This is a genomic window from Actinophytocola sp., from assembly GCF_035634895.1.
Classification (GTDB): domain Bacteria; phylum Actinomycetota; class Actinomycetes; order Mycobacteriales; family Pseudonocardiaceae; genus Actinophytocola.
The window spans coordinates 16,406-41,233 of sequence record NZ_DASQCC010000122.1; the positions used below are offsets into that span (position 1 = coordinate 16,406).

General features: G+C 71.3%; 20 protein-coding genes and 1 pseudogene. 6 read left to right on the forward strand and 15 right to left on the reverse strand.

Going from position 1 to position 24,828, the window contains the following annotated elements:
* Nucleotides 1–34 precede the first annotated feature (34 nt).
* A pseudogene (gene mptB / locus VET29_RS17585) lies at nt 35–1,312 on the reverse strand (polyprenol phosphomannose-dependent alpha 1,6 mannosyltransferase MptB); the annotation flags it as partial.
* Between the two features lie 81 nt (nt 1,313–1,393).
* On the opposite strand from mptB, the gene VET29_RS17590 reads away from it, so the two are divergent.
* The gene (locus VET29_RS17590; RefSeq protein WP_324921509.1) at nt 1,394–4,456 is read left to right on the forward strand and encodes an ATP-binding protein; all 3,063 of its coding nucleotides are present in this window, start codon (nt 1,394–1,396) and stop codon (nt 4,454–4,456) included.
* On the opposite strand, the gene VET29_RS17595 is transcribed toward VET29_RS17590, so the two are convergent.
* Both VET29_RS17595 and VET29_RS17600 read right to left on the reverse strand, forming a co-directional pair.
* Complete coding sequence (locus tag VET29_RS17595) at nt 4,437–5,246, reverse strand: ABC transporter permease (protein ID WP_324921511.1); 810 nt, start codon at nt 5,244–5,246, stop codon at nt 4,437–4,439. The two genes, VET29_RS17590 and VET29_RS17595, sit on opposite strands and share 20 nt — an antisense overlap.
* Nucleotides 5,243–6,184 carry an ATP-binding cassette domain-containing protein gene (locus VET29_RS17600; RefSeq protein WP_324921515.1) on the reverse strand — a complete coding sequence of 314 codons (942 nt, stop codon included), beginning with the start codon at nt 6,182–6,184 and terminating at the stop codon, nt 5,243–5,245. The genes VET29_RS17595 and VET29_RS17600 overlap by 4 nt, the downstream gene beginning before the upstream one ends.
* 172 nt (nt 6,185–6,356) lie before the next feature.
* On the opposite strand from VET29_RS17600, the gene VET29_RS17605 reads away from it, so the two are divergent.
* From VET29_RS17605 to VET29_RS17615, 3 genes are read left to right on the forward strand one after another with little or no spacing between them, the layout of a single operon-like run.
* Nucleotides 6,357–6,680 (forward strand): PadR family transcriptional regulator, encoded by a 324-nt coding sequence (locus VET29_RS17605; RefSeq protein WP_324921518.1) that lies wholly within the window; start codon nt 6,357–6,359, stop codon nt 6,678–6,680.
* Nucleotides 6,677–7,399, forward strand: a complete 723-nt coding sequence (locus VET29_RS17610; RefSeq protein ID WP_324921521.1) for an HD domain-containing protein — start codon at nt 6,677–6,679, stop codon at nt 7,397–7,399. The genes VET29_RS17605 and VET29_RS17610 overlap by 4 nt, the downstream gene beginning before the upstream one ends.
* Nucleotides 7,400–7,431: 32 nt before the next feature.
* Nucleotides 7,432–8,049, forward strand: a complete 618-nt coding sequence (locus tag VET29_RS17615; RefSeq protein WP_324921524.1) for a hypothetical protein — start codon at nt 7,432–7,434, stop codon at nt 8,047–8,049.
* A gap of 83 nt (nt 8,050–8,132) precedes the next feature.
* Here the strand turns inward: VET29_RS17615 and VET29_RS17620 are convergent, their stop codons facing one another.
* Nucleotides 8,133–9,638: an alpha-L-fucosidase gene (locus VET29_RS17620; RefSeq protein WP_324921527.1), complete on the reverse strand. Its 1,506-nt coding sequence runs from the start codon at nt 9,636–9,638 to the stop codon at nt 8,133–8,135.
* 287 nt (nt 9,639–9,925) lie between these two features.
* Between VET29_RS17620 and VET29_RS17625 the strand changes: the two genes are divergently transcribed.
* Nucleotides 9,926–10,180 (forward strand): hypothetical protein, encoded by a 255-nt coding sequence (locus VET29_RS17625; protein WP_324921528.1) that lies wholly within the window; start codon nt 9,926–9,928, stop codon nt 10,178–10,180.
* Nucleotides 10,181–10,190: 10 nt separating this feature from the next.
* Here the strand turns inward: VET29_RS17625 and VET29_RS17630 are convergent, their stop codons facing one another.
* The 9 genes from VET29_RS17630 to VET29_RS17670 all read right to left on the reverse strand — a co-directional run bounded on the left by VET29_RS17630 (nt 10,191) and on the right by VET29_RS17670 (nt 20,417).
* The gene (locus tag VET29_RS17630) at nt 10,191–11,714 is read right to left on the reverse strand and encodes an SIR2 family protein (protein ID WP_324921530.1); all 1,524 of its coding nucleotides are present in this window, start codon (nt 11,712–11,714) and stop codon (nt 10,191–10,193) included.
* Between the two features lie 224 nt (nt 11,715–11,938).
* Entirely contained in the window at nt 11,939–13,444 is a 1,506-nt protein-coding gene (locus VET29_RS17635; protein WP_324921531.1) for an alpha-N-arabinofuranosidase, read from the reverse strand.
* Between the two features lie 3 nt (nt 13,445–13,447).
* Nucleotides 13,448–14,335 carry a carbohydrate ABC transporter permease gene (locus tag VET29_RS17640; RefSeq protein ID WP_324921532.1) on the reverse strand — a complete coding sequence of 296 codons (888 nt, stop codon included), beginning with the start codon at nt 14,333–14,335 and terminating at the stop codon, nt 13,448–13,450.
* Between the two features lie 3 nt (nt 14,336–14,338).
* Entirely contained in the window at nt 14,339–15,292 is a 954-nt protein-coding gene (locus tag VET29_RS17645; protein WP_324921533.1) for a sugar ABC transporter permease, read from the reverse strand.
* A gap of 32 nt (nt 15,293–15,324) precedes the next feature.
* Complete coding sequence (locus VET29_RS17650; protein ID WP_324921534.1) at nt 15,325–16,626, reverse strand: extracellular solute-binding protein; 1,302 nt, start codon at nt 16,624–16,626, stop codon at nt 15,325–15,327.
* A gap of 42 nt (nt 16,627–16,668) precedes the next feature.
* A complete protein-coding gene (locus VET29_RS17655) occupies nt 16,669–16,860 on the reverse strand; it encodes a hypothetical protein (protein ID WP_324921536.1) in 192 nt (63 codons plus the stop codon).
* Between the two features lie 176 nt (nt 16,861–17,036).
* Complete coding sequence (locus VET29_RS17660; protein WP_324921538.1) at nt 17,037–18,032, reverse strand: N-acetylglucosamine kinase; 996 nt, start codon at nt 18,030–18,032, stop codon at nt 17,037–17,039.
* Nucleotides 18,016–19,128, reverse strand: coding sequence for an SIS domain-containing protein (locus VET29_RS17665; protein ID WP_324921541.1), 1,113 nt, complete (start codon nt 19,126–19,128; stop codon nt 18,016–18,018). The genes VET29_RS17660 and VET29_RS17665 overlap by 17 nt, the downstream gene beginning before the upstream one ends.
* Entirely contained in the window at nt 19,125–20,417 is a 1,293-nt protein-coding gene (locus VET29_RS17670; protein WP_324921543.1) for a D-tagatose-bisphosphate aldolase, class II, non-catalytic subunit, read from the reverse strand. The genes VET29_RS17665 and VET29_RS17670 overlap by 4 nt, the downstream gene beginning before the upstream one ends.
* A gap of 62 nt (nt 20,418–20,479) precedes the next feature.
* On the opposite strand from VET29_RS17670, the gene VET29_RS17675 reads away from it, so the two are divergent.
* Nucleotides 20,480–21,256, forward strand: a complete 777-nt coding sequence (locus VET29_RS17675; protein WP_324921545.1) for a GntR family transcriptional regulator — start codon at nt 20,480–20,482, stop codon at nt 21,254–21,256.
* Nucleotides 21,257–21,326: 70 nt separating this feature from the next.
* Here VET29_RS17675 and VET29_RS17680 read toward each other — a convergent pair whose 3' ends face one another.
* Together VET29_RS17680 and VET29_RS17685 are read right to left on the reverse strand one after the other, a co-directional pair.
* Nucleotides 21,327–23,021 carry a ThuA domain-containing protein gene (locus tag VET29_RS17680; protein WP_414636523.1) on the reverse strand — a complete coding sequence of 565 codons (1,695 nt, stop codon included), beginning with the start codon at nt 23,019–23,021 and terminating at the stop codon, nt 21,327–21,329.
* Nucleotides 23,022–23,032: 11 nt separating this feature from the next.
* Nucleotides 23,033–24,828, reverse strand: a 1,796-nt coding sequence (locus VET29_RS17685; protein WP_324921547.1) for a carbohydrate-binding protein, incomplete at its 5' end; no start/stop codon positions are given.

Below are 24,828 nucleotides of genomic sequence, written 5' to 3' on the forward strand. Positions count from 1 at the left end.
CGCCGAGATATCCCGCCACCAGCACCAGGACACCGCCGCCGACGGGTGGCAGCAGCATCGCGGACACGGCGCTCACGACCACGAGCGGCCGGCGCGCACGGTCGGTCCGCAGGCTCGCGGCCAGCGGCAGGACCGCCCACAGCAGGTACCACGGCTGCACGACCGGCCCGGTCACCACCATCGCCGCGAACGCCAGGCCCAGCCCGGCCAACGGGTCGAGCCGGCCGCGGAAGATCGCCCACAGCACGGCGGCGCCGGCGACCGCGCCCAGCACCGCCCCGATCCGGACGGCCACGGAGATCGCCGCCGAGATCAGGCCGGCGCCGCCCAGCGCGCCGACGAGGAAACCCAGCTGGTTGGTCGGCGCCAGCCAGCTGTGCAGCTGAGCCGACGCGCCGAGCGAGCCGACCCAGCCCAGCCCCAGCCCGCTCACCGCGGCGATCGCGGCGGAGAGCACCGCGAACCCGGCGAGCACGCCGAGCAGCACCACGATCCCGTGCCAGGTCGATCGACCCGACCGGCGGGCCAACTCCGCGCCGGCACAGCAGATCGCGACCGCGGCCACGATCTTGATGTTCGCCGCGACCGTCAGCAGCACGAGTCCGGCGGGCGCGGCCGCGCCGCGCAGCACGAGCTCCACACCGGCCAGCATCAGGCCGACCATCAACCCGTCGTTGTGCGCGCCGGCGACGACATGCCACAGCACCAGCGGGTTCAGCAACCCCAGCCACAGCGCGGTGCCCGGCGCGACGCCCACCCGCCGGGCCAGCCGCGGCAGTGCCCAGGCCACCAGCACGACGCCGGCCAGCTCGACGAGGCGGTTCAGCAGCAGCGTCACGGGCAGGTTGTCGCCGGCGACCCGCGCGATCGTGCGGGAGATCGCCACCCACACCGGCCCGTAGGGGGTGGGCGTGTTCTGCCAGTACTCGCTGACCTGCTGGGTCACGGGTGAGTCCGTGCCCAACGCCGCCGCCGCACCGAACCGGTAGGGATCCACCCCTTCGGCGGCGATCACCCCCTGTGCCAGGTAGCTGTGCAGGTCGCCGCTGAACAGCGGGCGCGCGAGCAGCAACGGGGCACACCACGCCGCCGCGATCCGGTACAGCTCGCGGACGGGGAGGTCCGCCGCGTACCGCCCCAGCCCGAGCCAGGCCAGGACGACCACGCCCATCCCGGTCAGCCCGACCGTCAGAAGCACGACCGAGGGCAGCGGCAGACCCGAGGTCGCGGCCACCAGTACCGCGGCACCCCCGAAACCCGCGAGCGGCAACGACCAGGTGGTCGGCGTGGTCGGCAGCCGGAACGTCCCCATGCCGCAAGCCTTCCGGGCTCGGCACGGCCGGTGATCCGGGCAACTCCCTGATCTTTCCCCTAGGGCGATACGCTGAGACCGGTGACGATCGAGCTGGTGCTGCTGTCGCGGGTGGCCTACCGCGACCTGGAGATCACCGGCTCCGGGCCGCGGGGACTGCTCGCGCTCCTGGCCGGCGACCTCCGCACGGGCGCCAGCACCGCCCAACTGGTCGACGCCCTGTGGACCGACGAGCGCCCCGCGCATCCCACCAAGGCCCTCCAGCTCCTCGTGTCCCGCGCCCGCGCCCGGCTCGGCGCCGACCTCATCGTCAACACCCCCACCGGCTACCGGCTGTCGCTGGCGCCCGACCAGGTCGACGCCTCCGCGGTGCTGCTCAGCGCGGCCGCCGGCGAGCGGTCCGCACGCGACGGCGACCACGCCGCGGCGCTGCGGCACGCCGACGCCGGTCTCGCACTGTGTGCGGGCGCGCCGGGCTGGGACCTCGCCGAGGGCGACCCGCTGTCCGCGTTGCGGGCGGCGCGAGTGTCGACATACCGATCGTTGACCCGCGCCCACGCGCTGGCGCTGTCCCGGCTGGGCCGCTCGGCCGAAGCGCTCGAACCCCTGGCCGGGCTGGCCGGCGAACGCCCCCGGGACGAGGAGGTCCTGGTCGAGCTGCTGCGGTGCGAGGCGGCCGCGGTGGGGCCGGCCACGGCGCTGGCTCGGTACGACGCCTACCGGCGCGCACTTCGTGACGAGCTGGGCAGCGACCCTGGTCCCGCGCTCCGCAACCTCCATCGCGAGCTGCTGCTGACCGACGCGCCCGTGGTCCGGCACGGCGTGCGGGCCGAGCCCAACCCGATGCTCGGCCGGGACAAGGACGTCGCCGCGGTGGCCGACATGGCGCGGGCGTCGCGGGTGACCTCGATCGTCGGGGCCGGCGGGCTTGGCAAGACCCGGCTCGCGCACGCGGTCGCCCGGGAGGCCGAACAGCGGGTGGTGCACGTCGTCGAGCTGGCCGGTGTCACCGCCGACGCCGACGTGGCCGCCGAGGTCGCGTCCGCCCTCGGCGTGCGGGACGGCGGTCCCGGCCTCGCCGTTCGGAGCGACACGCTCACCGGCATCGCCGACGCCCTGGGCCCCGGGCCGGCGCTGCTCGTGCTGGACAACTGCGAGCACGTGGTCCGCGGCGCCGCGGACCTGGTTCAGGCGCTGGTGTCCCGAACGGCCGGGCTGCGGGTGCTCACCACCAGCCGTGCCCCGCTGCGGCTCCTGTCGGAATCGGTGTACGCGCTGCCCGAGCTGGACCTGCCGACGACGGTCGAGCTGTTCGGCCAGCGGGCGCGGGCGACCCGCCCCGGCATCGACCTGCCGCCGACGGTCGTGCGGGGCCTGTGCGAGCGGCTGGACGGGCTGCCGCTCGCCGTGGAGCTGGCGGCGGCACGCGTGCGGGTGATGTCGGTCGCGGAGATCGCGGAGCGACTGGACGACCGGTTCGCCCTGCTGCGCGGCGGCACGCGCGACGCGCCGCGCCGGCACCACACGCTGCACGCCGTCATCGACTGGAGCTGGCACCTGCTCGAACCCGCCGGGCAGGCGGCGATGCGTGCGCTCTCGGTGTTCCCCGGCGGGTTCACCGCGGCCGCGGCACGTCACATACTCGGCGACGACACCGTCCTGGAGGAGCTGGTCGACCAGTCGCTGCTGCGGGTGGCCGGCAGCGGGTCGGGCACCCGCTTCCGCATGCTCGAGACGGTGCGCGAGTTCGGTGCGGCCCGCCGGGTGGAGGCCGGTGAGACCGCCGGCGTCATCGACCGGTTCCTCGGCTGGGCACGTGACTTCGGGACGCCGTGGCAGGACCTGCCGTCGGGTTTCCTTGGCGTGGAAGCGATCCGGGCCGAGCAGGACAACCTGGTGCGAGCGCTGCGCCACGGGCTCGACCGCGCGGACGGCGCGACCGTGGCGGTGACGGCGGCCATGCTGGGCGGGCTCTGGGTCACCGAGTCGAACTTCACCCGGCTGGCGGCGCTGGTCGGGGACACCGCGTGGCTGCTGTCGCACGTCCGGCCCGAGCCCGCGTACGTCGAGGCCACCAGGGCGGCCGCGGTGCTGGGCGCGATGATCGGGTTCATCATGCCGGACCTCAGCCCGTTGCGTGGCCTGGTCACCCTGCGCCGGCTGCCGCCCGCCCCGCCGGACACCCTGATGCGGGCCACCCACCTGGCGCTGGCCGCACCGGACGTCCCCGCGCTGCACGAGCTGGCCGCCGGTGACGCGCCGGTGTTGGCCGGCATCGCCCACTACCTGCTCAGCTACCGGTGGGAGAACGCGAACGACCCGGACAACGCGCTGACCGCGGCCCGCCGGATGCTCGCGTGTTTCGAGGAGGACGACGACCTGGCGCTGATGCGAGCCGTCGCCCACGGCCGGGTCGGTGAGCTGTGCCTGCAGCTCGACCCGGGTGACCCGGCCCACCACCACCTGTCCGCGGCGCTGTCGATCGCGACGGACCTCGGGTGGCACCTCGCCAACCGCGGCAGGTGGGCGCTGGTGCTGGCCAACCTTCAGCGTGGCGAGCTCGACGAGGCCGAGCGGGAGCTGGCCGAGGCCCCGCGGCACCACGGGGAGGACCTCGCGATGTTCGAGACCTGTGTCCGTGCCGAGCTCCAGCTCGGCCGGGGCCACGTGGAGGACGGCCTGCGGCTGTGGCGCCGGGCCGCCGACCGGCTGAGGAACTCCGGTGGCGACCTGTCCCAGGACGGGCTGTGGCCGTACGAGGTCGAGGCGGTCACCGTGGTCACCCACGCGCGGTTCGGCCGGCTCGACCTGGTCACGGACATCGTCGACACGCTGCCCGGCATCCTGTCCGCGACCGTGCCATCGGCGGCGGTGGCGCGGTTCCCGGTCTGCGGTTCGCTGCTGCTGGCCAAGGCCGTCGCGGACCTCGACCGCGGCGCCACCGCGGAAGGGGTGCGGTCGGTCGCCCTCGCGCTGCGTTTCGGGCTGCTGCGCGGGTTCCAGCCGACGATGTCCCCCGAGCGGGTCGCCGAGGTGGCCCGGCAGGCCGACGGGCCGGCCTACGACGAGGCGGTGTCGTCGTACGCCGGCCTCGATCACGAGGGCCTGCGGGCCGCGGCGCTGGTCAGCGTGGGTCGCGCCTGAACAGCGCCCGCGCCCACAGGTAGCCGGCCACCGCGAGACCGGCGCACCAGGCGACGGCGACGACGACGCCGTCCTCGACGGGCGTGTCCAGCAGCAGCCCGCGCAGCGCGTCGGTGACCGGCGTGAACGGCTCGTGCTCGGCGAACCACCGCACCGCCGGGGACATCGTGTCCGGCGACACGAACGCGCTGCTGAGGAACGGCAGCACCTGGACGACGAGGACGAACGGCGACGTGCCCTCCGCGGTCCTGGCGAGCAGGCCGACCGCGACCGCCAGCCAGGCCAGGGCGAACGCGAGCAGTGCGAGCAGCCCGGCGACGGCCAGCCACCGGACCGGGTCGCCGGTGGGGTGGAAACCCAGCAGCACCGCGACGCCGACGACCAGGCCGGCGCCGACGAGGGTGCGGACGGTGGAGCCGACGACGTGCCCGGTCAGCACGGCGGTGCGGGAGATCGCCATGGTGCGGAAGCGGTTGATGACGCCTTCGGTCATGTCCCGGTTGACGGCCAGGGCCGTGGTGCTGGACCCGTAGCCGACGGTCATCAGGAGGATCCCGGCCACGAGGTAGTCGATGTACCCGCCGCCCCGCGGCATGGGCCCGACGTTCAGCGCGCCGCCGAACACACCGACGAACAGCAGCAACAGCAGTACCGGCATCGCAATGGTCATGATCACGGCACCGGGGTTGCGCAGGGTGTGCTTGGCGTTGCGCCGCAACATGGTGACGGCGTCGGACGCGACCACGCCCCGCCGCCGCGCCGGACGGATCGTCTCGCGAGCGACGCTCACCGGGCCGCCTCCTTCGTCGGGGAGCCGGTGAGGGCGAAGAACACGTCGTCGAGGTCCGGGGTGTGCACGGACAGCTCGTCGACCTCGATCCCGTTCCGTTCGAGCCGGTCCAGCAACGTCCGCAAAGCCGGGACGCCACCGTCGCCGGGCACCTGCAGGGTGAGTGCCTCGTCGTCCCGTGTCGCGCCGCCGAGGACGCGTGCCGCGGCGTCGAGGCGGGCGGTGTCGGCGAACCGCAGCCGCATGTGGCCGCCCGGGATCCCGCGCCTCAGCTCATCCGCCGTCCCCTCCGCGACCAGCTTTCCGTTGTCCAGCAAGGCGATCCGGTCGGCCAGCTCGTCGGCCTCGGCCAGGTACTGGGTGGTGAGGAAGATCGTGACGCCACCGGCGACCAGGCCGCGGATGATCTCCCACATCAGCCGGCGGCCACGCGGGTCCAGCCCGGTCGTCGGCTCGTCGAGGAAGATCACCCGGGGGTCCCCGACGAGCGTCATCGCGAGGTCCAGCCGGCGCCGCATGCCTCCGGAGTAGGTCGAGGCCGGCCTGCCGGCCGCCTCGGTGAGGTCGAACCGGTCGAGCAGGTCGGCGACCCGCCCGCGGCCCTCGGCGCGGGGCAGGTGGTGCAGGTCGGCCATGAGGATCAGGTTCTCCGCGCCGGTCAGCAGGTTGTCCACGGCGGAGAACTGGCCGGTGACGCCGATCGCCGCCCGCACCGCGTCCGGTTCCCTGGCCACGTCGTGCCCGCCGACGTGGGCCTGACCGCCGTCGAACCCGATCAACGTGGACAGGATCCGGACCACGGTCGTCTTGCCCGCGCCGTTCGGTCCCAGCAGGGAGAACGTCGTCCCCTCACGCACGTCCAGGTCGATGCCGTCGAGCACCACCTTGCCACCGAACGACTTCCGCAGCCCACGCAGCGCGATCGCCGATGTCGTCATGTCCCTCCTCTCGTCACCGTGGCGCCGACGGCCACGCGGACGAGAGCATGCGGCCGGCGGGTTTCACCGTGGCTTCATCGTGGTGTCGCGGCGTTCTCGCTGTCCGGTGCGGAAAGGCGCGAACGCGGCAACGGTGTCGACAGCTGAACACTAGCTATGTAGAGTACGAGATATGACTCCCCGGATGACGCTGCAGACGCAGCTGGTGCTGCGCGCGCTTCTGCAGGAGCCCGCCAAGGAGCAGTACGGCCTCGAACTGTGCGCCGAGACCGGGTTGCCCAGCGGGACCGTGTACCCGATCGTGGCGCGGTTGGAGCAGGCCGGCTGGTTGGCGAGTCGTTGGGAGGACCCCAACGAGCACATCACCGAGGGCCGGCCCCGCCGCCGGTACTACCGGCTGACCGACGACGGCGCGGAGCAGGCGCGGACCGCGCTCGCCCGTGTCCACCGGCCGTCGCGGATGCTCGGCCTCGGCCTGATCGGGGAGCTGACATGAGCGCGGTGACCGAGATCGCCGGCCGCTATCCCGCCGGCGATGCCGAGCTGATCGAGCGTGCGTACGTGTTCGCGGCGTACTGGCACCGGGGGCAGCTGCGCCGCAGTGGCGACCCGTACGTCTCCCATCCGGTCGCGGTCGCCGCGTCGCTGGCGAGGCTGGGCCTCGACGCCCCGATGGTGTGCGCGGGGCTTCTGCACGACGTCCTCGACGACACCACCTGTCCGGTGGACCACCTGCGCGCGGAGTTCGGCGAGGAGATCACCGCGCTCGTCCAGGGCCTGCTCGCGCTCGACCGCGGCGGTTCGCTGGAGACCGCCTCGCGGCGGGTGCTGATCCTCAAGCTGGCCGACCGGTTGCACAACATGCGGACCATCAGGTTCGTCGCGCGGCCCAGGCAGGAGCTCAAGTCCCGGCAGACCCTGGAGGTACTGGTGCCGCTGGCCGGCCGCCTCGGCCTCGGCACGCTCAAGACGCAACTGGAGGCCGTGTCCCTGGCGACGCTCTACCCCGAGCGGTTCGCGAGCGCGCCGCCACGGGGGTCGCGGATGCTCGCTGTCTCGACGGTGCTGCTGCCCGCCGCGGTCCGGGCACGCTGGCTCGAGGAGTGGAGCGGCGAGCTGCACGCGCTCCCCGACCGGCGCGCCAGGACCCGGTTCACCCTGCAGATCCTCGGCGGGATGGTGCGCCTCGCGATCGTGCTGCGCCGGCGGTTGTGAGGGGACCACACGCGCCGCGCCACCGGTCGATCATGGCGGTGGACGTCGAGGCCTCCACGACCCGGACGAACCCGGACAAACTCGTGCTGCGTGCGGCGCTGTACCGGCTGTTCGAAGCGGCACTGCGCGATGGCGGCGTCACCCGCCGGCACCGCGATCCACTGATCAACTGCGGTGACGGCATCCTGACGCTGATCCGCCCGGCGGACGGGGTGCCCAAGACGTCGCTGCTGACCCGGGTGATCCCCGCGCTCGGCCGGCTCCTGGCCGAACACAACGCCCGCCAACCGAGTCACCAGCTGCGGCTGCGGGCGGTCGTCCACGCCGGTGAGATCCACTACGACCGCCACGGTTGCTTCGGTGAGGCCGTGGACCTCACGTTCCGCCTGCTCGACTCCCCCGCGCTGAAGGCGACCCTCGGCCGGTCGACCGCGCCGCTGGCACTGGTGGTGTCCGACCTCATCTACCAGTCGATCATCCGCCACGGGTACGACAGCATCGACCAGGACGCCTTCGAGCCCACGGTGCACGTCAGGATCGCCGGCCGCGACCACTACGGCTGGGTGTCCGACGCCTCGGCGGCACGCCTGCCCGAGCCGCCGCCGCTTTCCGCGGTCCGGCGCGCCGCCGAAGGCGACCTGGCCGGGTGACGTGGTCCGCCGCGGTTCCGCGTGGCGCACGCGTTCGGTGTGGTGGACACGCCGTCAGCCACGGTCGACGACGATCCGCATGCTCAGCGCGCCGCTCTCGGCGGAGTGTTGGTGCCGCCGCAGTCGATCTCGCTGGCGGTGGCGGGGAGGTCGCCCACCGTGGCGTGGGCGGTCAGGCGGAGGTAGCGCAGCGGTGGGGCGTCGAAGCGCGCTCGTTTGAGGGTCTTGTCCGGTGCCCACGCGCCGCGGGCGACCTCCCGGAAGCGGCGGCCGTCGGCGCTGGACTCGATGCGGAACGCGGTGATGTTGCCGTCGGTGAGGTGGTCGTAGGCGTACGGGGTGGCGGTGTCCTGCCTGGGCAGGTACGTGAGGGTGTCGACGCCGGCGTACACGCGGCCGAGGTCGAGGGTGATCCGCGGCGCCGCATCGCCGGCCTGCCACAGGGTCTGGTCCGCCTGGCCGTTCCAGCCGAAGTCGCTGTGGCCGTCGATGGCCCGCGCCGGGTCGCCGCTGGTGGCGGTCGCCGACACGGGCGTGACGGGGTACCGGAGCTGGTCCGGTTGGGCGGGCAGTGGCGGGCGGCCGCGGTCCGGCGACCACCGCGCGCCGACCTGCCGCAGTGTGTCGACCGTGCTCTGGTCGAGCAGGCCCCGCGGGTTCGGCGGGCAGTTCAGGATGAACGTGCAGTACCTGGGTTCCAGCACGGCGAGGTGACCGTCGACGATCTGTTCCGGGGTGAGCAGGGCGGTCGGGGTCGCGGGGTGCCAGAACCAGCCGGCCGGCGAGATCGTCTGGCCCTGGCTGGCGGCATACCGGTTGTCCGGCGGGCAGAACACGCCGCCCTTGGGCTCCTCGACGAAGAGCAGGTCGGTGTCCCAGGGCTCGGAGAGACCGTTCAGGTCGAGCACGAGGCAGTCCGGCTGCAGGGCGGCGACGTGCGCGCGGATCTCCCCGAAGGGGATGGTGTGGTGGCCGAGGCCGGGGTGCCAGGCCCAGCCGTCGAAGATCAGGAGCGGGATGCGGCCGTAGCGGGTGAGCAGCTCGGTGAGCTGGCCCTTGACCAGGTCGAGGTCCACGGGGGCCGGCTCGTCCCAGACCGGCGGGCCGACACCGTTGGTGCGGTCCCAGATCGAGAAGTAGAGGCACGGGGTGACGCCCCGGGCGCGGAAGGCGTCCACGTACTCGCGGACGATGTCGTGCCGGTACCCGCTGCTCATGACGTCGTAGTCGGTGTAGCGGGACGGCCAGAGGCAGAAACCGTCGTGGTGCTTGGCGGTGAGCACGGCGAACCGCATGCCCGCGGCCGCGGCCGCGTCGGCCCACTGGCCGCAGTCGAGCGCGGTCGGGGCGAAGGACATCGGGTCCTGGCCGGGGTCGACCCATTCCCGGTCGTGGAACGTCCCCATGTTGAAGTGCAGGAACATGCCGAACCGCCAGTCGACGAACCGTTTCTGCGGTGCGTAGCGGTTGCCCCTGGAGTGACCTGTGGCCTGTGCCGCGGCCGGCATCGCCGTCACCGCCGCCGTCAAAGCCGCCGCCGAGCCGGCGGCGGTCAGGAACCCGCGCCGCCCGAACCCTCGCTCATGCATGACACGCTCCATCACCGTTGTCGAAGCGCTTCGACGATCGTGGTGGGAAAAACGTTACCGCCCGTCGGCCCTGCCGGACAATGGTTGGCGCCACCACGCGCGCCGTAACGGGCTTGCCGGCGGCGACGACCATGTGACCATGGACGGCGTTCGGCGCCTGTTGGCCGCGGTCGGCTTCCTCGGCCGGGGTGGGGCGACCTACCATCGTCCCAACGAGATGCCAGCCGCGCGCGAGTGTCTCTGGCCAGACTCGAGACCGGGTTCCTCCCGGGACAGGTGGTGACGGCATGACTCGTGCGGTGTTCGAGAAGCCGGTCGGGACGCGACCAGGCGCGACAGAGACCGATGTCCGCCGCTACCAACGCAACTTCGCGAAGGCGCAGGCGGAGCACAACGACCGCCGCGGCCGCGCCGACTCGGCCGAGGAGCTGGTCGTCGACCGGCTGCTGACCTATCTGTGGTCGAACTTCGACGCGCGGCCCTACGAGCAGATCAAGGCGGACATCACCCTGATCGTCGAAAGCCAGCTGCGGCACGCCTGATGTCGTGACGTCAGGTCTCGATGATCTTCTCGCCGTACTCGGTGAGCAGCCTGACAACCTGCATCTTGTCCATGACCACGAGGTCCTTGTCGGGATCGTCGCCGTTGTCCAGCCGGTAGGCGAAGGAGATCACCGCGGTCGGCAGTTCCTCCTGCCGTGACTCGAACGACCGGATCGGCACCGACAGATACCTGCGCGGTCGCCGTGCCTCCGGTGGGTGGATCTCCACCCGGCCGTGGGTGAACGTCTTGACGGACAGGTATTCCGAGCGGTTGACGACCTTCGCGGTCCGCGCGTCCACGTCGGGCCAGGCCGCCTTGGACGACGCCCACAGGCGCAGCCGCGTGCCGTGCTCGTCCGGCTTCCACCTGACCCAGATCTCGATCTCCACGTCGCGCACCTGGCTCTGCAGCCCGCTCTTCGCCCTGTCGACGCACGACCTCAGCAGCTTGTGGTCGTCGTCGTTCGCGCGGGCCCAGTCGCTCTTGCGCCTGTTCTCCCACGCCGACCACCAGTCGCGAAGGCGGGCGCCGTGCCGTTTGGGCGACTCCCGCAGCGGGCCCGGCGAACCGTTCTGCCCGGCGCGGATCCGCACCTCGGTGACGAACTGGGAGACCTCGGCGTAGAAGTCGGGAAAAGTGACCTGCACGTCGAAGTGTTTCATCCGGGACGCGACATTCTCCCGGATGTCCTTCTGCAGGTCCAGCGGTAGGGAGAACCCCTGGATCGGCATCACCGCGAACCGAGCCCGTTTTCGGCCGCCGGTGTTCGCGGTGGTGGCCAGCGCGTTGAGCAGCGGCGGGTCGGTCAGGCTCGAGCCGAGCACCAACACCGAGTTGTCCTTGAACAACTGCTCGAGGAACCTGCTGGACAACGGGTAGGCCTTGGCATAGTCCACCTCGCTCACCGTGACGCGACGCGGGACACGGGTGTCGCTCTCCGGAACGTAGCCGTGAATGTGCACGATGCGGTCCGGGCCGATGAGCCGCGCCACCTCGTCGTCGATCCTGTCGATCGCGACCTCCGCCTTCGACACGAACGTCTTGAGCGTGAGCTTCTTCTCCCTCCGCCGGCCGCGTTCGACGTTCAGGGTGCGCAGCTCCTGCTGCAGGCAGTCGTCGTAGTTGGTCGTGACCACATAGCAGACCCTGTTCCGCTCCCTGAGCGCGACTACGAGCTTCATCACCGAACGCGCGATGTCGGCGCGCCGCCACTGTTCGGTGTACAGGCACGAATGCACGTCCCGCACGATCTGGGTGTTCGCCGCCTTCAGGTCCTTGGCCTCGTTGATGTACAGCTGCTTGACGATCGAGGCCGTCTGCAGCGGGCTGTCCGACCGCAGCTGCTCCCTGACCTTGTCGTTCGCGACCTTCCTGGCCATGAGCTTGTCGATCAGGTGCTCCCACTGCAGCCCGGTCCGGTCGATGGACACGCCGGCGCCCACGTAGATGACCAGCGACCGCTGTTGCGCCACGCTCTCGATGAAGTCGAGGGTGTTGTCCTGCTCGAAGTAGGGTGCTCCACTACTTGGCATGGCTCGGCTGTCCTCCCAGGTGAACGCGAAAGCGGCGGTCTCCGTATGACGTCGTCGCCATCGGGTGGCTCGTTACTCACCGTCAGAGGCACATACCCAGCGCAGCCGAGACCGCGGCGAGCCGACGCCGAGGTTGAGCTCGCGTGCCACGTCCACACAGGACGGACCGCCCGCGTGGCACGGAAAGACCGTGCGCCGGCACGCGGCCCGCCGCACTCCCCCGGCTAGGTGGTCCGCAGCCGGATCATGTTCCACGACAGCGCGGGCAGCACCGCCGTCACCGTCCCGTCCACGGCCTTCACGTCCGCGAGGCGGGTCGGCGTGACCCGGTCAGGACTGTCCATTGTGTTCGTCGCCTCGGGGTCCTCGTCGAACAGTGCGGTGTGGTTGCCCACCACCAGGTTCGGCAACGACCGCACATCGACCGCCAGCGTCAGCGGTTCGGTCTGTGCGCGGTTGACGGCGAAAAGCGTGACCGTGCCGGCCTCCTCGTCGTGCACGGCCGTCGCCGACACGACCGGCACCTCACCCATCCTCGACGTCTCGTACGACGGACCGGTCGGTTCCACCCGCAGCACGGTCCCCCGCCCGTGCCGCGACGTCAGCGAGAACGGATGGAACGTCGTCTGCCGCCATGCCGGGCCGCCCGGTTCGGACCGGATCGGGGCGATCACGTTGACCAGCTGGGCAAGGCAGGCGATCCTGACCCGGTCGGCGTGGCGCAGCAACGAGATCAGCAGGCTGCCGACCACGACCGCGTCGACCACCGAGTACTGGTCCTCGATGAGCCGCGGCCGCGTACCCCAGTCGAGGTTGTCCTCGCCGGGGAACCTGGCCTGGTACCACACGTTCCACTCGTCGAACGACAGGTTGACGCGCTTCTTGTGCTGCCCCACCCCACGCACGTGGTCGCACGTCGCGATCACCGACTCGATGAACCGGTCCATGTTCACGCCGCTGGCGAGGAAGCTTCCCCGGTCGTCGCCGTGCTGCTCGTAGTAGCTGTGCAGGGAAACGTAGTCGACCAGGTCGTAGGTCTCCCGCAGGACCGTCGCCTCCCAGTCGCCGAACGTCGGCATCCGCTGGTGCGAGCTGCCGCACGCGACCAGCTCGATCGACGGGTCCACCCGCCGCATCGCCTTCGCCGTCTCGGCGGCGAGCCGCGCGTACTCGTCGGCCGTCTTGTGACCGATCTGCCACGGCCCGTCCATCTCGTTGCCAAGACACCACAGCTTGATGCCGTGCGGGTCCTCGAAACCGTTGCGGCGCCGCAGCTCCGACCAGTGCGTGCCGCCGGGGTGGTTGGCGTACTCCACGAGGTTGCGTGCCGCGTCGATGCCCCGGGTGCCGAGGTTGACCGCCATCATCGGCTCGCTGCCGACCCTTCTCGCCCACTTGCAGAACTCGTCGACACCCACCTGGTTGGTCTCGTACGAGCGCCAGGCGAGGTCGAGCCGGGTCGGCCGATGGTCCCGCGGGCCGATGCCGTCCTCCCAGGTGTACCCGGACACGAAGTTCCCGCCCGGGTAGCGAAGCACCGGCACGCCCAGCTTGCGAACGAGTGCGGACACGTCGCGCCGGAATCCGTCCGGGGAGGCCGTCTCGTGGCCCGGCTCGTAGATTCCGGTGTAGACACAGCGACCCATGTGCTCCACGAACGACCCGTACAGGCGTGGGTCCACCACGGCGATGCGGAACGCGGGGTCGATCGTCATGGCGGCGTGCTGCATGTTCTATCCCTTCAGGCCGGTGCCGGCGATTCCCTCCACGATGCGGCGCTGGAACAGCAGGAACACCAGCACCAGCGGCAGCGCGCCGAGGATGGCCGACGCCATCGTATCGGCGTAACGGATCCCGTAGGTGCCCTGCACGGTCGCGAGGCCGACGGGAATCGTCATGATCTTCGGGTTGCTCAGGGCGAGCAGCGGCCACAGCAGGTCGTTCCACGTCCAGACGAAGCTGAAGATGGCCACCGCGGACACCGCGGGGCGCGCGAGCGGCATCACGACCTGGGCGTAGGCGCGGAAGAAGCCCGCGCCGTCGATGCGGGCCGCCTCGTCGAGGTCCTTCGGGATCCCGTCGAAGAACTGCTTGAACACGAACACCGCGATCGCGATGGGGATCTGCGGCAGGATCACCGCCCAGTACGTGTTCAGCAGGTTGACGCTGCCCAGCTCGCGGAACCGCGGCACGATCAGCACCTGGCTGGGGATCATGATGCCGATCAGGATCGCCCAGAACGCCAGCCAGCGGAACCGGAACCGCAGGCGTGACAGGGCGTAGGCGGCCATGCTCGCGGTGACCACCGTGCCGGCCGCCACCACCGCCGAGGTGATGAAGCTCGCCGCGTACCAGTTGAGCACGTCGCCCTCGGCGAGCAGCGCCCGGAACGACTCGAGCGTCGGGTTGTGGATGAGCCAGGTCGGGTTGGTCGTCTCGGCGTTGGGCTTGAGCGCGGTGTCGAGCGCCCAGGCCAGCGGCACCAGCCAGAGGATGGCGAAGGCGATGAGCACACCGGTGCAGCAGCGGTTGAACAGGCGGGTGCGGCGGTCGGCGGACGCGGCGTAGCGGCGTGCCTCGGCGGTGCTGAGCGCACGGGTTTCGTAGGTGAGAGTGGCCATGGCTTACAGCTCCGGTTCCTGGCGGCGGGTCATGACGACCCATCCGGTCGACACCGCGAGCACCGCGACGAAGAACAGCGTGGACGCGGCCGCGGCGTAGCCGCTGCGGAAGTCGGTGAACCCGACGTCGAAGACGTACTCCAGGAGCGAGCGGGTGGCGAAGTTCGGCCCGCCCTGCGTCATGATGTACATCTGGTCGAACACCTTCATGGACGCGATGATCTGCAGCACCACGACCAGCGACGTGGTGCGGGACAGCAGCGGGAGGGTGATCATGCGGATCTGCTGCCACGGCCCGGCGCCGTCGATGGCCGACGCCTCGTAGAGGTCGCGCGGGATGTCCTGCAGGCCGGCGAGGTACAGCACGAAGTTGAAGCCGAGCGTCCACCACACGGTGGTGACCGCCAGCGACACCATCGCCCAGTCCGGGTCGCCGAGCCAGTTGGGCTCCGCGAAGCCGAGTGCGGTCATCGTGCGGGTCAGCAGGCCGAGCGCCGGCGTGTACATCCAGATCCAGATCAGCGCGACGACCGCCGAGGGCAGGATGTAGGGCAGGAAGAACGCCAGCCGGAAGAACCACCGCGCCCGGCGGGCCCGCTCGGCGAGCAGCGCGAACACGAGAGCGAGCACGATCAGCGGCGGCGTGGTGAGGATGGTGAACCACAGCGTGTGCCACATCGCGGCCCAGAAGTCGCCGCTGGTCAGGGCTTCGCCGTAGTTGTCGAACCCGGCGAACGTGCCGAGGCCGGTGGACACCATGCTGGTGTCGAAGAAGCTCATCACCACGCCGTAGACGGCCGGGCCGACGATGAACAGCACGTACAGGACGAGGAAGGGCGCGAGCATCAGGAGCGCGGGCCGTCCGTGTCCGAGCGGCCGGGCCTCGCGGCGCGTGCCCGTGGTCCGGCGGGCCGGTGGCGGGGTGCGTATGGTGGGCGGTTCGATCGTGGTGGCCACGGCCAACCTCCTTGTGCGGTAAGGCTGTTCGCTCAGACCGGGGGTGCGGTGTTGGCCAGTTCGGACAGTTTCGAACGGATCTGCGCGATCGCGGCCTCGGCGGACATGCCGCCGGACTCGACGGCGCCGACCGCCGAGCCCATCACGATCTCGAAGTTCGAGCCCGACCCGGAGTACCACGCGGGCGGGTCGTAGACGGCGGCGTCGGCGGCCGCCGCGTAGTCCGACTGCGGGGTGAGCTTCTCGTACCTGCCGCTGGTGGCGAACGGCTGCCAGGCGGGCACGTGGCCGCCCTCGGCCCAGGTGAGGCTCTGGTCGAGCATCGACCGGACGAACCCGAGCGAGAGGTCGAGCCTGGCCCGGTCGTCCTGGTCGGGCCGCACCGGCAGCACGAGGGTGTGCGAGTCGGCCTGGACGGCGTAGTCGCCGCCGAAGACGTTGGGCACCAACGTCATGCTGAACGGCGTCTGCGCGGTCTGGAAGGTGGAGATCTCCCACTCGCCGTTGAGGTGGAACCCGGCCGCGCCGCTGGCGAACAGCGCGATCGCGCCCTGGTAGTCGATACTCCCCGGCATCAGTCCTTTCTCGACGGTGAGCTGCCGGAGGAAGTCGAGCACCTGCCGCGCCTTGGCGTCGTCGATGACGATCCGGGTGCCGTCGTCGGCGAGCACCTCGCCGCCGAGTTGGGCGTAGAGGGTCTGGAAGAGCCGCCACGGGGTGGCGGTGTCGGAGTTGATGCCGTGGGTGGCGCCGTACTGGCCGGTGACCTTCTTGAGTCTGGTGAGGGCGTCGACGAACGCGTCCTGGCCCCTGATCGGCCTGAGCTTGCCCTTCGCGTCGAGCAGACCGGCCTCGTCGCAGATCTTCGTGTTGTAGAACAGGACGAACGGGTGGGTGTCGATCGGGATCGCGTAGATCCTCCCGTCGATCAGGCCGGCATCCCAGGCGCGCCGGTTGAACCTGTCGGCCGTCATGCCGTGCCGCTCGAGGTCCTCGGGACGCAGCTCCTGCAACAGGTTGCCCGCGGCGAGGGTCTTCATCCTGGTCAGGTGGGAGACCGCGACGTCGGGTGGCTTGTCGCCGACCGTGGCGAGCGCGAGCTTGGTGTAGTAGGGGTTTCCCCACGCGAGGGTGACGGCCTGGAGGTCGACGCCGGGGTTGGCCCGGCGGTAGCCGTCCTCCATCTGCGTCATCCGGACGCCGTCACCGCCGCCGAACAGGTTCCAGTAGGCCAGCGAGCCGGCGGAGGGCCCGGTGTCGAGCAGGCCCGCGCCGACGGCGGAACAGCTCGGCAGGGCCAGTGTCCCGGCCCCCAGCAGGGTGGCGCGGAGCATGTCACGTCGGGTAAACGCATTCCTGGGGGGACCGGTCATGTTTCACCGTCCTAACGGGACACTGGTCGACTCGCGGACGACCGGTTCGACGGGCAGTCCGAGCAGGTGTCCGGCCGCGAGGGAGCCGGTCACGGTGTGGTCGGAGCCCACGGTGGGGACGGCGACGCCGTGGATCCGGTTGCTGTTGACGACGGGTGGCGGGCCCCTGAGCGTGGCACCGACCACCCTCCTCATCGAGAGCGAACGTTCGCCTAACTCTGAACCCGACGCGCGGGGTCGTCAAGGTCCGGATTCCACCGGCCCGGGTGCGCGCTGTTCAGGCCGGTGATCAATGATCTCGCAGTGGATTCACGGAATGGACTTTCACCGTGGAAAGCCGAAAGTGATATCGGCCCAATACCGCGACGGGGTCAGGCGTCGATGCCGGTCGCGCGAGTGCGCAGCCGGTGCACGGCTTCGGTGCGCAGTGGTTCGCCGGACAGCCGGGCCGCGTACAGGGCGGCGCCGACGACCGGTGGGAGGAGTGGGTCGCGCAGGTCGACCGACGCGCCCGCGAGGCGCTCGCGGAACGCGGCGCGCACCTCCTCGCTCGCGAAGACCCCACCCGACCACGACACCGGGACGACCTCACCGGGTGCGTAGCCGAGCCGGTCGATGGTGACCCGCACGAGGTCCGCCAGCCGGGTGCCCGCGTCGCGGAGGATCCGCGCGCACTCGGTGTCGCCGCCGGCCGCGGCCGCGGTGACGACCGGGGCCAGGGACGCCACCTTCATCCGGTCGCCGTGCCACCGGTTGAGCACGACGTCGACGAGGTCCAGGTCGGCGGCGAGCCGCAGGTGATCGGCCAGGTGTTCGCGCAGCGGCCCGGTGGGCAGCCTGCCGTCGGACATCCGCGCGAACGCGTTCAGCCCGCGGATCGCGATCCAGTAGGCCGATCCCTCGTCGTCGAACAGCTCGCCCCAGCCCCCGACGCGCAGCCCGCGGCCGGCACGCTCGCCGTAGGTCATGGACCCGGTCCCCGCGATCACGTTGACGCCGTCCACGGCGCCGAGCGAGCCGGCCCAGCCGGCGACCATGTCGTTGTCGCAGCGGTACCGCTGGTGGCCGAGCACCCGGCCGGGGATCGCGTTCAGCGTCTCGACGTCGGCGCTCACCTCGCCGTAGCCGGGAAGCCCGACGAACGCGTGGGTGAACTCCCCCGGCGCGATGCCGGTCTCGCCGCACACCGACGCGACGCCGGCACGCAGGACCTCCTCGACCAGGTCGATGCCGCGCCCGAGGTAGTAGCAGCTCGGTGCCAGCGCGGTGGTGAGCAGTTCGCCATCGCCGGTCAGCAGCGCGAAGGCGGTCTTGGTGCCGCCGCCGTCGACGCCGAGGAACACGCCGGGCTCACCGTTCGAGCGCATGGATGCTGACCCCCTTCACGACCCGGTTCACCTCCTGCGCCGGGAACGGGTTGTCCGGGTCCAGCCCCAGCGCACGCGAGGTCGCCAGCGCGACCTGTTGTGCGGCAAGCAGCAGCGCGGGCGCGACGACGGCGTCGGGCAGGTCGTGCAGCCCCGGGAACGACCAGGTCTCCTCCCCCGCGTCGTCCCGGCAGCCGATGGTGATCACGTGCCCGTCGGGCAGGGTCTCGCAGAGCTCGCGGGCGATGTCGAGGTCGTAACGGCGCGTGTGGGGATCGTTCGACAGGTAGACGAACGCGACCGTCGCGTCGTTGAGCACGGACTTGGGGCCGTGCCTGAACCCCAGCGACGAGTCGAAGTAGCTCACGACCCGGCCCGCGGTCAGCTCGAGCAGCTTCAGCGCGGACTCGCGGGCGAGCCCCGTCAGCGGGCCGCTGCCGAGGTAGACGAACCGGTCCGCGCGGCCCTCGGCCAGTGTCCGCGCCCGCTTGGCCAGGTCCGGCAGGACGGCCGCCGCGACGTCCGCGAGGAGGGCGACGTCCGGCTCCGCCCCCAGCACGGTCAGGGCCGCCAGCACCATGCTGGTGACGCTGGAGGTCATGGCGAAGCCGTGGTCGTTGGTGCCCTCGGGCATCAGCAGCGCGAGGCTCCGGTTCCCGGCCCCCGGCTCGCTCATGGTCCGGTACAGCCGCCCGTCCGGGTTGCAGGTGAGGACCAGGTGCCAGGCTTCGGACAGCAGCTCGTCCGCGAGCCCGACCGCGGCGAGCGACTCGGGGCTGTCCCCGGAGCGCGCGAAGGAGACGAGAAGCGTCGGGAGGTCCTCGGCCAGGTGCTCACGGGGGTTGCTCACCAGGTCCGTGGTGGCGACCGCGTCCACCCGGCGGCGCAACGCCCTCGACAGACCGGGAGCGAGAATCTGCCCGGCGAACGCCGACGTGCCGGCGCCGGTCAGCACGATCCGGAGGTCGTCACCGGCCAGCAGCGGTGCGAGGAACGCGTCGATCCGCGGCCTGTCGGCGGCCAGGGAGCCGGCGAGCGTGCGCCAGACGTCGGGCTGCTGGGCGATCTCGCGTGCGGTCCACACATCCCCGGTCATGCCGCGACCTCCCGCTCGCCGCACGCGTAGGCGTAGTCGCGCAGCACGTCGCGGACGTGGTCGACGGCCAGGTCACGGGCCATCGGCGGCAGCTCGCCGGCCCGCACGCGCCGGTACTGGTCCGGGAGGTGCTGGCTCAGCAACGGCAGCGGGATCCCGGCGGTGTCGAGGTTGTCGAACAACCGCGCCACGGCGGCGGCGACCGGCGGCTGCGGCCAGTAGTAACGCGCCCGGTCGCTGTAGCTGTAACGCCGGGCCAGGCGTTGCCCGCCGGGGTCCCCGTCGTAGTAGCCCGCCCACCACGTCGGGTCGGCCAGCATGGCCGACTCCAGCTCGTCCACCAGGCCCGACCGGTCCGCGCCGGGGACCAGCTCGTCCTCGATCGCCGCGAGCGCGAACAGCGCCTCGCGCAGCGCGAACGTCAGTCCCGGCCCCACCTTGAGCACCGCCCAGTGGTCGCGCACCAGCCGGGCCAGCGCGTCGCGGGTCTGGTAGTCCGTGGAGTGGGCCTCGAACACGAGACCGGGGTACTCGTCGACGACAGCGCTCAGGCGCCGGGCCGCCGCCGGCGCGTAGTCGAACACCCGGACGTGGTCGAACTCGACGCCCGGCTGCACCACGAGCGCGATCACCCGCTCCCACGCCTCGCCCACGCCCGCCTCGCCGAAGGCGGCGCGGTGCTCGGCCACGGTCGCCCGCGCGGCCTCCGGCGTGGTCGGGGTGAGTGACTCGATGGTCTCCCGCGCACCACCCGGAACCGGGACCTCCGTGCCGATCACGTAGCCGAGGTCCGCCGACCTCCCCAGCTCGGCGGCGGCCTTCTCGGCCGCTCGGGCGAGCCGGGCGGCACGCGCGGCGACCAGGGTGCCGGGCAGCGGGACGGGGTCGTCCGCGCACGCCATGCTGCAGTCCAGGTGGATCTTGGTGAAGCCGGCCCGGACGTAGGCGGTCACCAGGACGTCGGCCCGGTCCATCGCCTCGTCCGGACCGAGGTCACACCACCGTTGCGGCCCGAGGTGGTCGCCGCCGAGCACGACCCGGGTGCGCGGCAACCCCACCCGGTCGACGATCCCGTGCACCAGCGCCGCGAAGTCGGCCGGCCCCATGCCGGTGTAGCCGCCGTACTGGTCCACCTGGTTCGACGTCGCCTCGACCAGCAGCACGGCGCCGTCGGCCGACGCCTGGACGGCGGCCGCCTCGATGACGAGGGGGTGCGCGGAACACACGGAGGTCACGCCGACGGCCTCGCCATCGCGGTGACGGGCCAGCCGTTCGCGCAGTGAAGTCATGGCAAGAACGTAGGGTTGCTGAAACTGGTATGCAACGATTCAGATACTGGTAGCATACTGGTATGTCAGGCCCCGACCGGCGACTCAGACCCCTCGAACTCCCCCGCGGCGCCTTCGACCCGACGTCGGTCCCGTTGTACGAGCGGATCGCGAGCCGGCTCTGGGAGGAGCTGCGCGCGAGCGGCGCACGCAGCGGCGACCGCCTCCCGTCCGAGCGGGTCCTCGCCGACCGCTACCACGCCTCGCGCGTGACCATGCGTTCCGCGCTGGCGTTCCTCGCCAAACGCGGCGCCGTGCAGGCCGCGCCGGCCCGCGGCTGGTTCGTCGCCGGCGAGGTGACCGCCGTGACAGCCACCGCGCATGTCGAGGGTTTCGCCGACTACGCCCGCAAGCACGCCATCCCGCTCAGCAGCCAGGTGCTGCTCTCCCGCGTCCGGCCCTGCACGGTCCGGGAGGCGCAACGCCTGCGCGTCACCCCGGGCGACGACCTCTTCGAGATGCGGCGGCTCCGCTCGCTCAACGGGATGGTCGTCGTCCTGGAACACAACCGGCTGCCGCTCGCCCTGTGCCCGGCCCTCGTCGACACGGACTTCACCCAGGCGTCGCTGTACGCCACGCTGCTGACCGCCGACCCGCCCCAGATCCCGCGCCGTGCCGAGTACGCCGTCGAGGCCCGGCCCCCCAACCGCGAGGAACAGCGGCTGTTGGAGCTGGCGGGCACCGCCGTCCCGGTCCTGATGGCGCGACAGCTCACCTACAGCCAGCACGACCATCCGCTGGAGCTGACCGACCAGGCCTACCGGGGTGACCGCTACCAGTTCCGCGCCGTCATCACCTGAGTGTCCGGCCGGCGCGCGGTCGCGGCGACGGGTGCCGCGGGTCGAGGGACCCGCGGCACCCGTCCGGCCGTCAGGGCATCGTCCACTTCTGGTTCGACGCGGACGTGCACGGCGCGATGACCAGCTGTGTGCCGTCGGCGGTGCCGCCCGCGAGCGGCGTCAGGCACTTGGCCGACTGCGGGTTGCGCAGTGTCCCGTCGGCCTGCGGCACCCAGTTCTGCGCGCCACTTCCGTTGCAGGTCCACAGTTGTACGCGGGTGTTGTCGGCGGTGGCGCCGCCCGCGACGTCCATGCACTTGCCCAGCGCACGCAGCGTCGTGCCGGACACGGTCCAGATCTGCGCGCCGGTTCCGTTGCACGTGTACAGCTGGATCTTCGTGCCGTCCGCCGTCCCGGCGCCCGAGATGTCGACGCACTTGCCGCTGCCGGTGATCGCCCCGACCCCCGGGGTGGTGCCACCCAGCTCCTTGATCCGGACGGACCGGAACGACACGTCGTCACCGGTGCCGTGGTTCTGGATGCCGACGTAGCCGGTGAGCGACCGGACCGGGTCGGTGTTGGTGAAGTCGTTGATCTTGGCTCCGTTCAGGAACACCTGCAGGTGCTCGCCCTCGACCAACAGCTCGTAGGTGTTCCACTCCCCCGGCGGGTTGAGCGCGGCGTCCCTGGCCGCCAGGTCGGCGGACTTGAAGCCGTACACCGAACCCGTCGTGCGGTCGGCCGTGTCGGTCGGGTCGATCTGGATCTCGTAGCCGTTGTTCACCGCCGAGTTCGGGTCGGTGCTCGACGGGAACCCGATGAACACCCCGGAGTTGTCGTCGCCGGCCATCCGCCAGTCCAGCTTGAGCGAGTAGGACCGGAACTCCCTCGCGCTGTACCAGAACAGGCCCATGCCGCCGACCGAGGTGAGGGTGGCGTCGGAGTTGGTGAAGCTGCCGGGCCCCGCCTGCGACCAGCCGGACGTGGATCCGTTGTACAGGCTGGTGTAGCCGGTCTCCGGACGGCAGTCGGCCTTCGACCGGCCCGCGGTGTAACGGATTCCGCCGAGCAGCATCGACCGGAACGCCGGATCGCCGTAGCTCTCCTGGGTGTGGCCGTTGCCGGTGTAGAACGAGCGACCACCCTGGTAAGCCTTGCACCAGGTGTGCGGGTGGTCCGCGCCCATGGTGCCGCCGGAGTAGGTCGACTCGTCCAGTGTGGCCAGCACCCGCGCGCTGCTTCGCGGGTTGGTGCGGTAGTTGTACAGCTCGTCGGTACGGACCCAGCTCTGGCCGAGGTGGGCGGTGGCCGCGTGCGCCCGGTTCTCCACGCGTTCGGTGACCTGCTGGATCGCCGGGTGCGACGAGAAGTACGCGCCGACCAGCTCGCCGTAGAACGGCCAGTCGTACTCGGTGTCGGCGGCCGCGTGCACGCCGACGTACCCGCGGCCGGAACGGATGTAGGACTCGAACGCGGTCTGCTGGGTGGCGTCGAGCACGTCGCCCGTGGTGTTGAGGAACACGACCGTCTCGTACTGCGCGAGGTTGCCGGTCGTGAAGGCGCCGGCGTCCTCGGTCGCGGTCACCGTGAAGTTGTTGGCGGCGCCCAGTTCCCGGATGGTCTGGATCCCGATCGGGATCGCGTCGTGGCGGAAGCCCGCGGTCTTGAAGAACACCAGCACGTCGTACGGGGCGTCGGCCGCGCTGGCGGCCGGGCCGGTGGTGCAGGCCATGATCGTCGCGGTGGCGGCCGCCACCGCGAGCGCTGAGCGAGCAGTGTGTCTCATGTCGTTTCCTCTCAGGGGAGGGTGAAGCGCTGGGTCGCGGCGGTGGTGCAGGTGGAGATCACCAGCTGGGTGCCGTCCGCCGTGCCGTTGCCGGTCGGGGTCAGGCACTTGGCCGACTGCGGGTTGCGCAGCGTGCCATCGGCGTTGGCCGCCCAGTTCTGCGCGCCGGAGTTGTTGCAGGTGTACAGCTGCACGACCGTCCCGTCCGCGGTGCCGCCGCCGGCGATGTCCATGCACTTGCCGAGCGCACGCAGGGTCGAGCCGGTGACCGTCCACGACTGGGCCGCGGTGTTGTTGCACGTGTACAGCTGGATCTTCGTGCCGTCCGCGGTGTTCGCGCCGGAGATGTCGACGCACTTGCCGCTGCCGCGGATCGGTCCCTGCCCGCCGGCCGCCGTCTTCGAGAAGGTGAACGCGTCCACGTCGAACAACGCGCCCGTGCCACCGGAGAAGGTCAGGTACAGCGTCGTGGTGCCGGCCGGCACGCTCGAGAGGTTCGTCGCCACGTCGGTGAACGTCTCCCAGCCACCGGTGTTCGGCACCGTCATCGTGCCCAGCACGGTGCCGGTCGCCGAGCCGGACCGCACGGTGAGCGTGCCGCCCACCCCGCCGGAGGACACCCGCGCGGAGACGCGCGCGACGCCGCCGAGCGCGTACGGCTGGAACGCGATCCAGTCGCCGTTGTTGACGTCGCCGACGGTCTTGCCGCCCTCCGCGCCGGTCTTGTCGATCAGGGTGGTGCCCGACTGGCTGCTGTAGTGCTCCGCCTGCCGGTGCGCCGGCTGCAACCGGTTCTGCGCATGGGTGGTCAGCGCGGGCTGGCCGTTCGCGCCCTTGTCGGTGTACTCGGCGTCGAAGACCGCGTACAGGTTCGCGGCGGTGTCATGTTCTCCGTCGACCGGGATGGTGATCGAACCGGAGCAACCGTTCTGCGACGTGATCGGGTGGCCGTGGCTGTCGTGGCCGAGCACGTAGGTCAGCTTGACCCTCGTGCAGTCGATCGTGCCGTCCTCCGGGTCGGACACGGTGATCGTGTACGGCACCGTATCGCCGAAGTTGAACGTGGACCCGTTGACCGGGGTGCTCAGCGTGACCGTCGGCGCGGTGTTCCCCACGGTGATCACGACCGTGGCGTTGGCGGTCCGGCCGCCGGGGTCGGTGACCGTGAGTGTCGCCGTGCGCTGTCCGTTGGTGGTGTAGGTCTTCGTCGGGTTGGCCGCGGTCGACGTGGTGCCGTCACCGAAGTTCCACAGGTAGGTGAGCGCCCCGCCCTCCGGGTCGGACGAGCCCGCGGCGGAGAAGCCCACCGTCAGCGGCGCCGTCCCCGAGGTCCGGTTCGCGGTGGCCGTCGCGGTCGGCGCCTGGTTGCCGGCCGGGTTGTACTCGATGCGGTACAGGGCGGAGTTGGCGTCGCCGCCGAAGTTCCCCGTGCCGTAGTCCAGCACGTACAGCGCGCCGTCCGGGCCGAACGCCATGTCCATGACCTGGGTGCCGGTCCACGGGAAGGTGTCGATCTGCCCGGCGGAGCCGTCGCTGTTGACGTGGGCGGTGCGCAGCCACCGGCGGCCGTACTCGCCGAGGAAGACGTGTCCGTCCAGGACGGCCGGGAACTTGACGGACGAGCTCAGGTTCGCGTCGTAGTGGTAGACGGGGCCGCCCATGGGCGACTCCGACCCGCAGCCGAACGCGGCGATCGAGCAGTCGTCGTACTTGATCCACGCCGGCCGTACGGGTGGCAGGGTCGTCAGTCCGGTGTTGTTGGGCGAGTTGTTGGTCGGGCCGCCCGCGCAGTTGTAGCGCGCGCCGG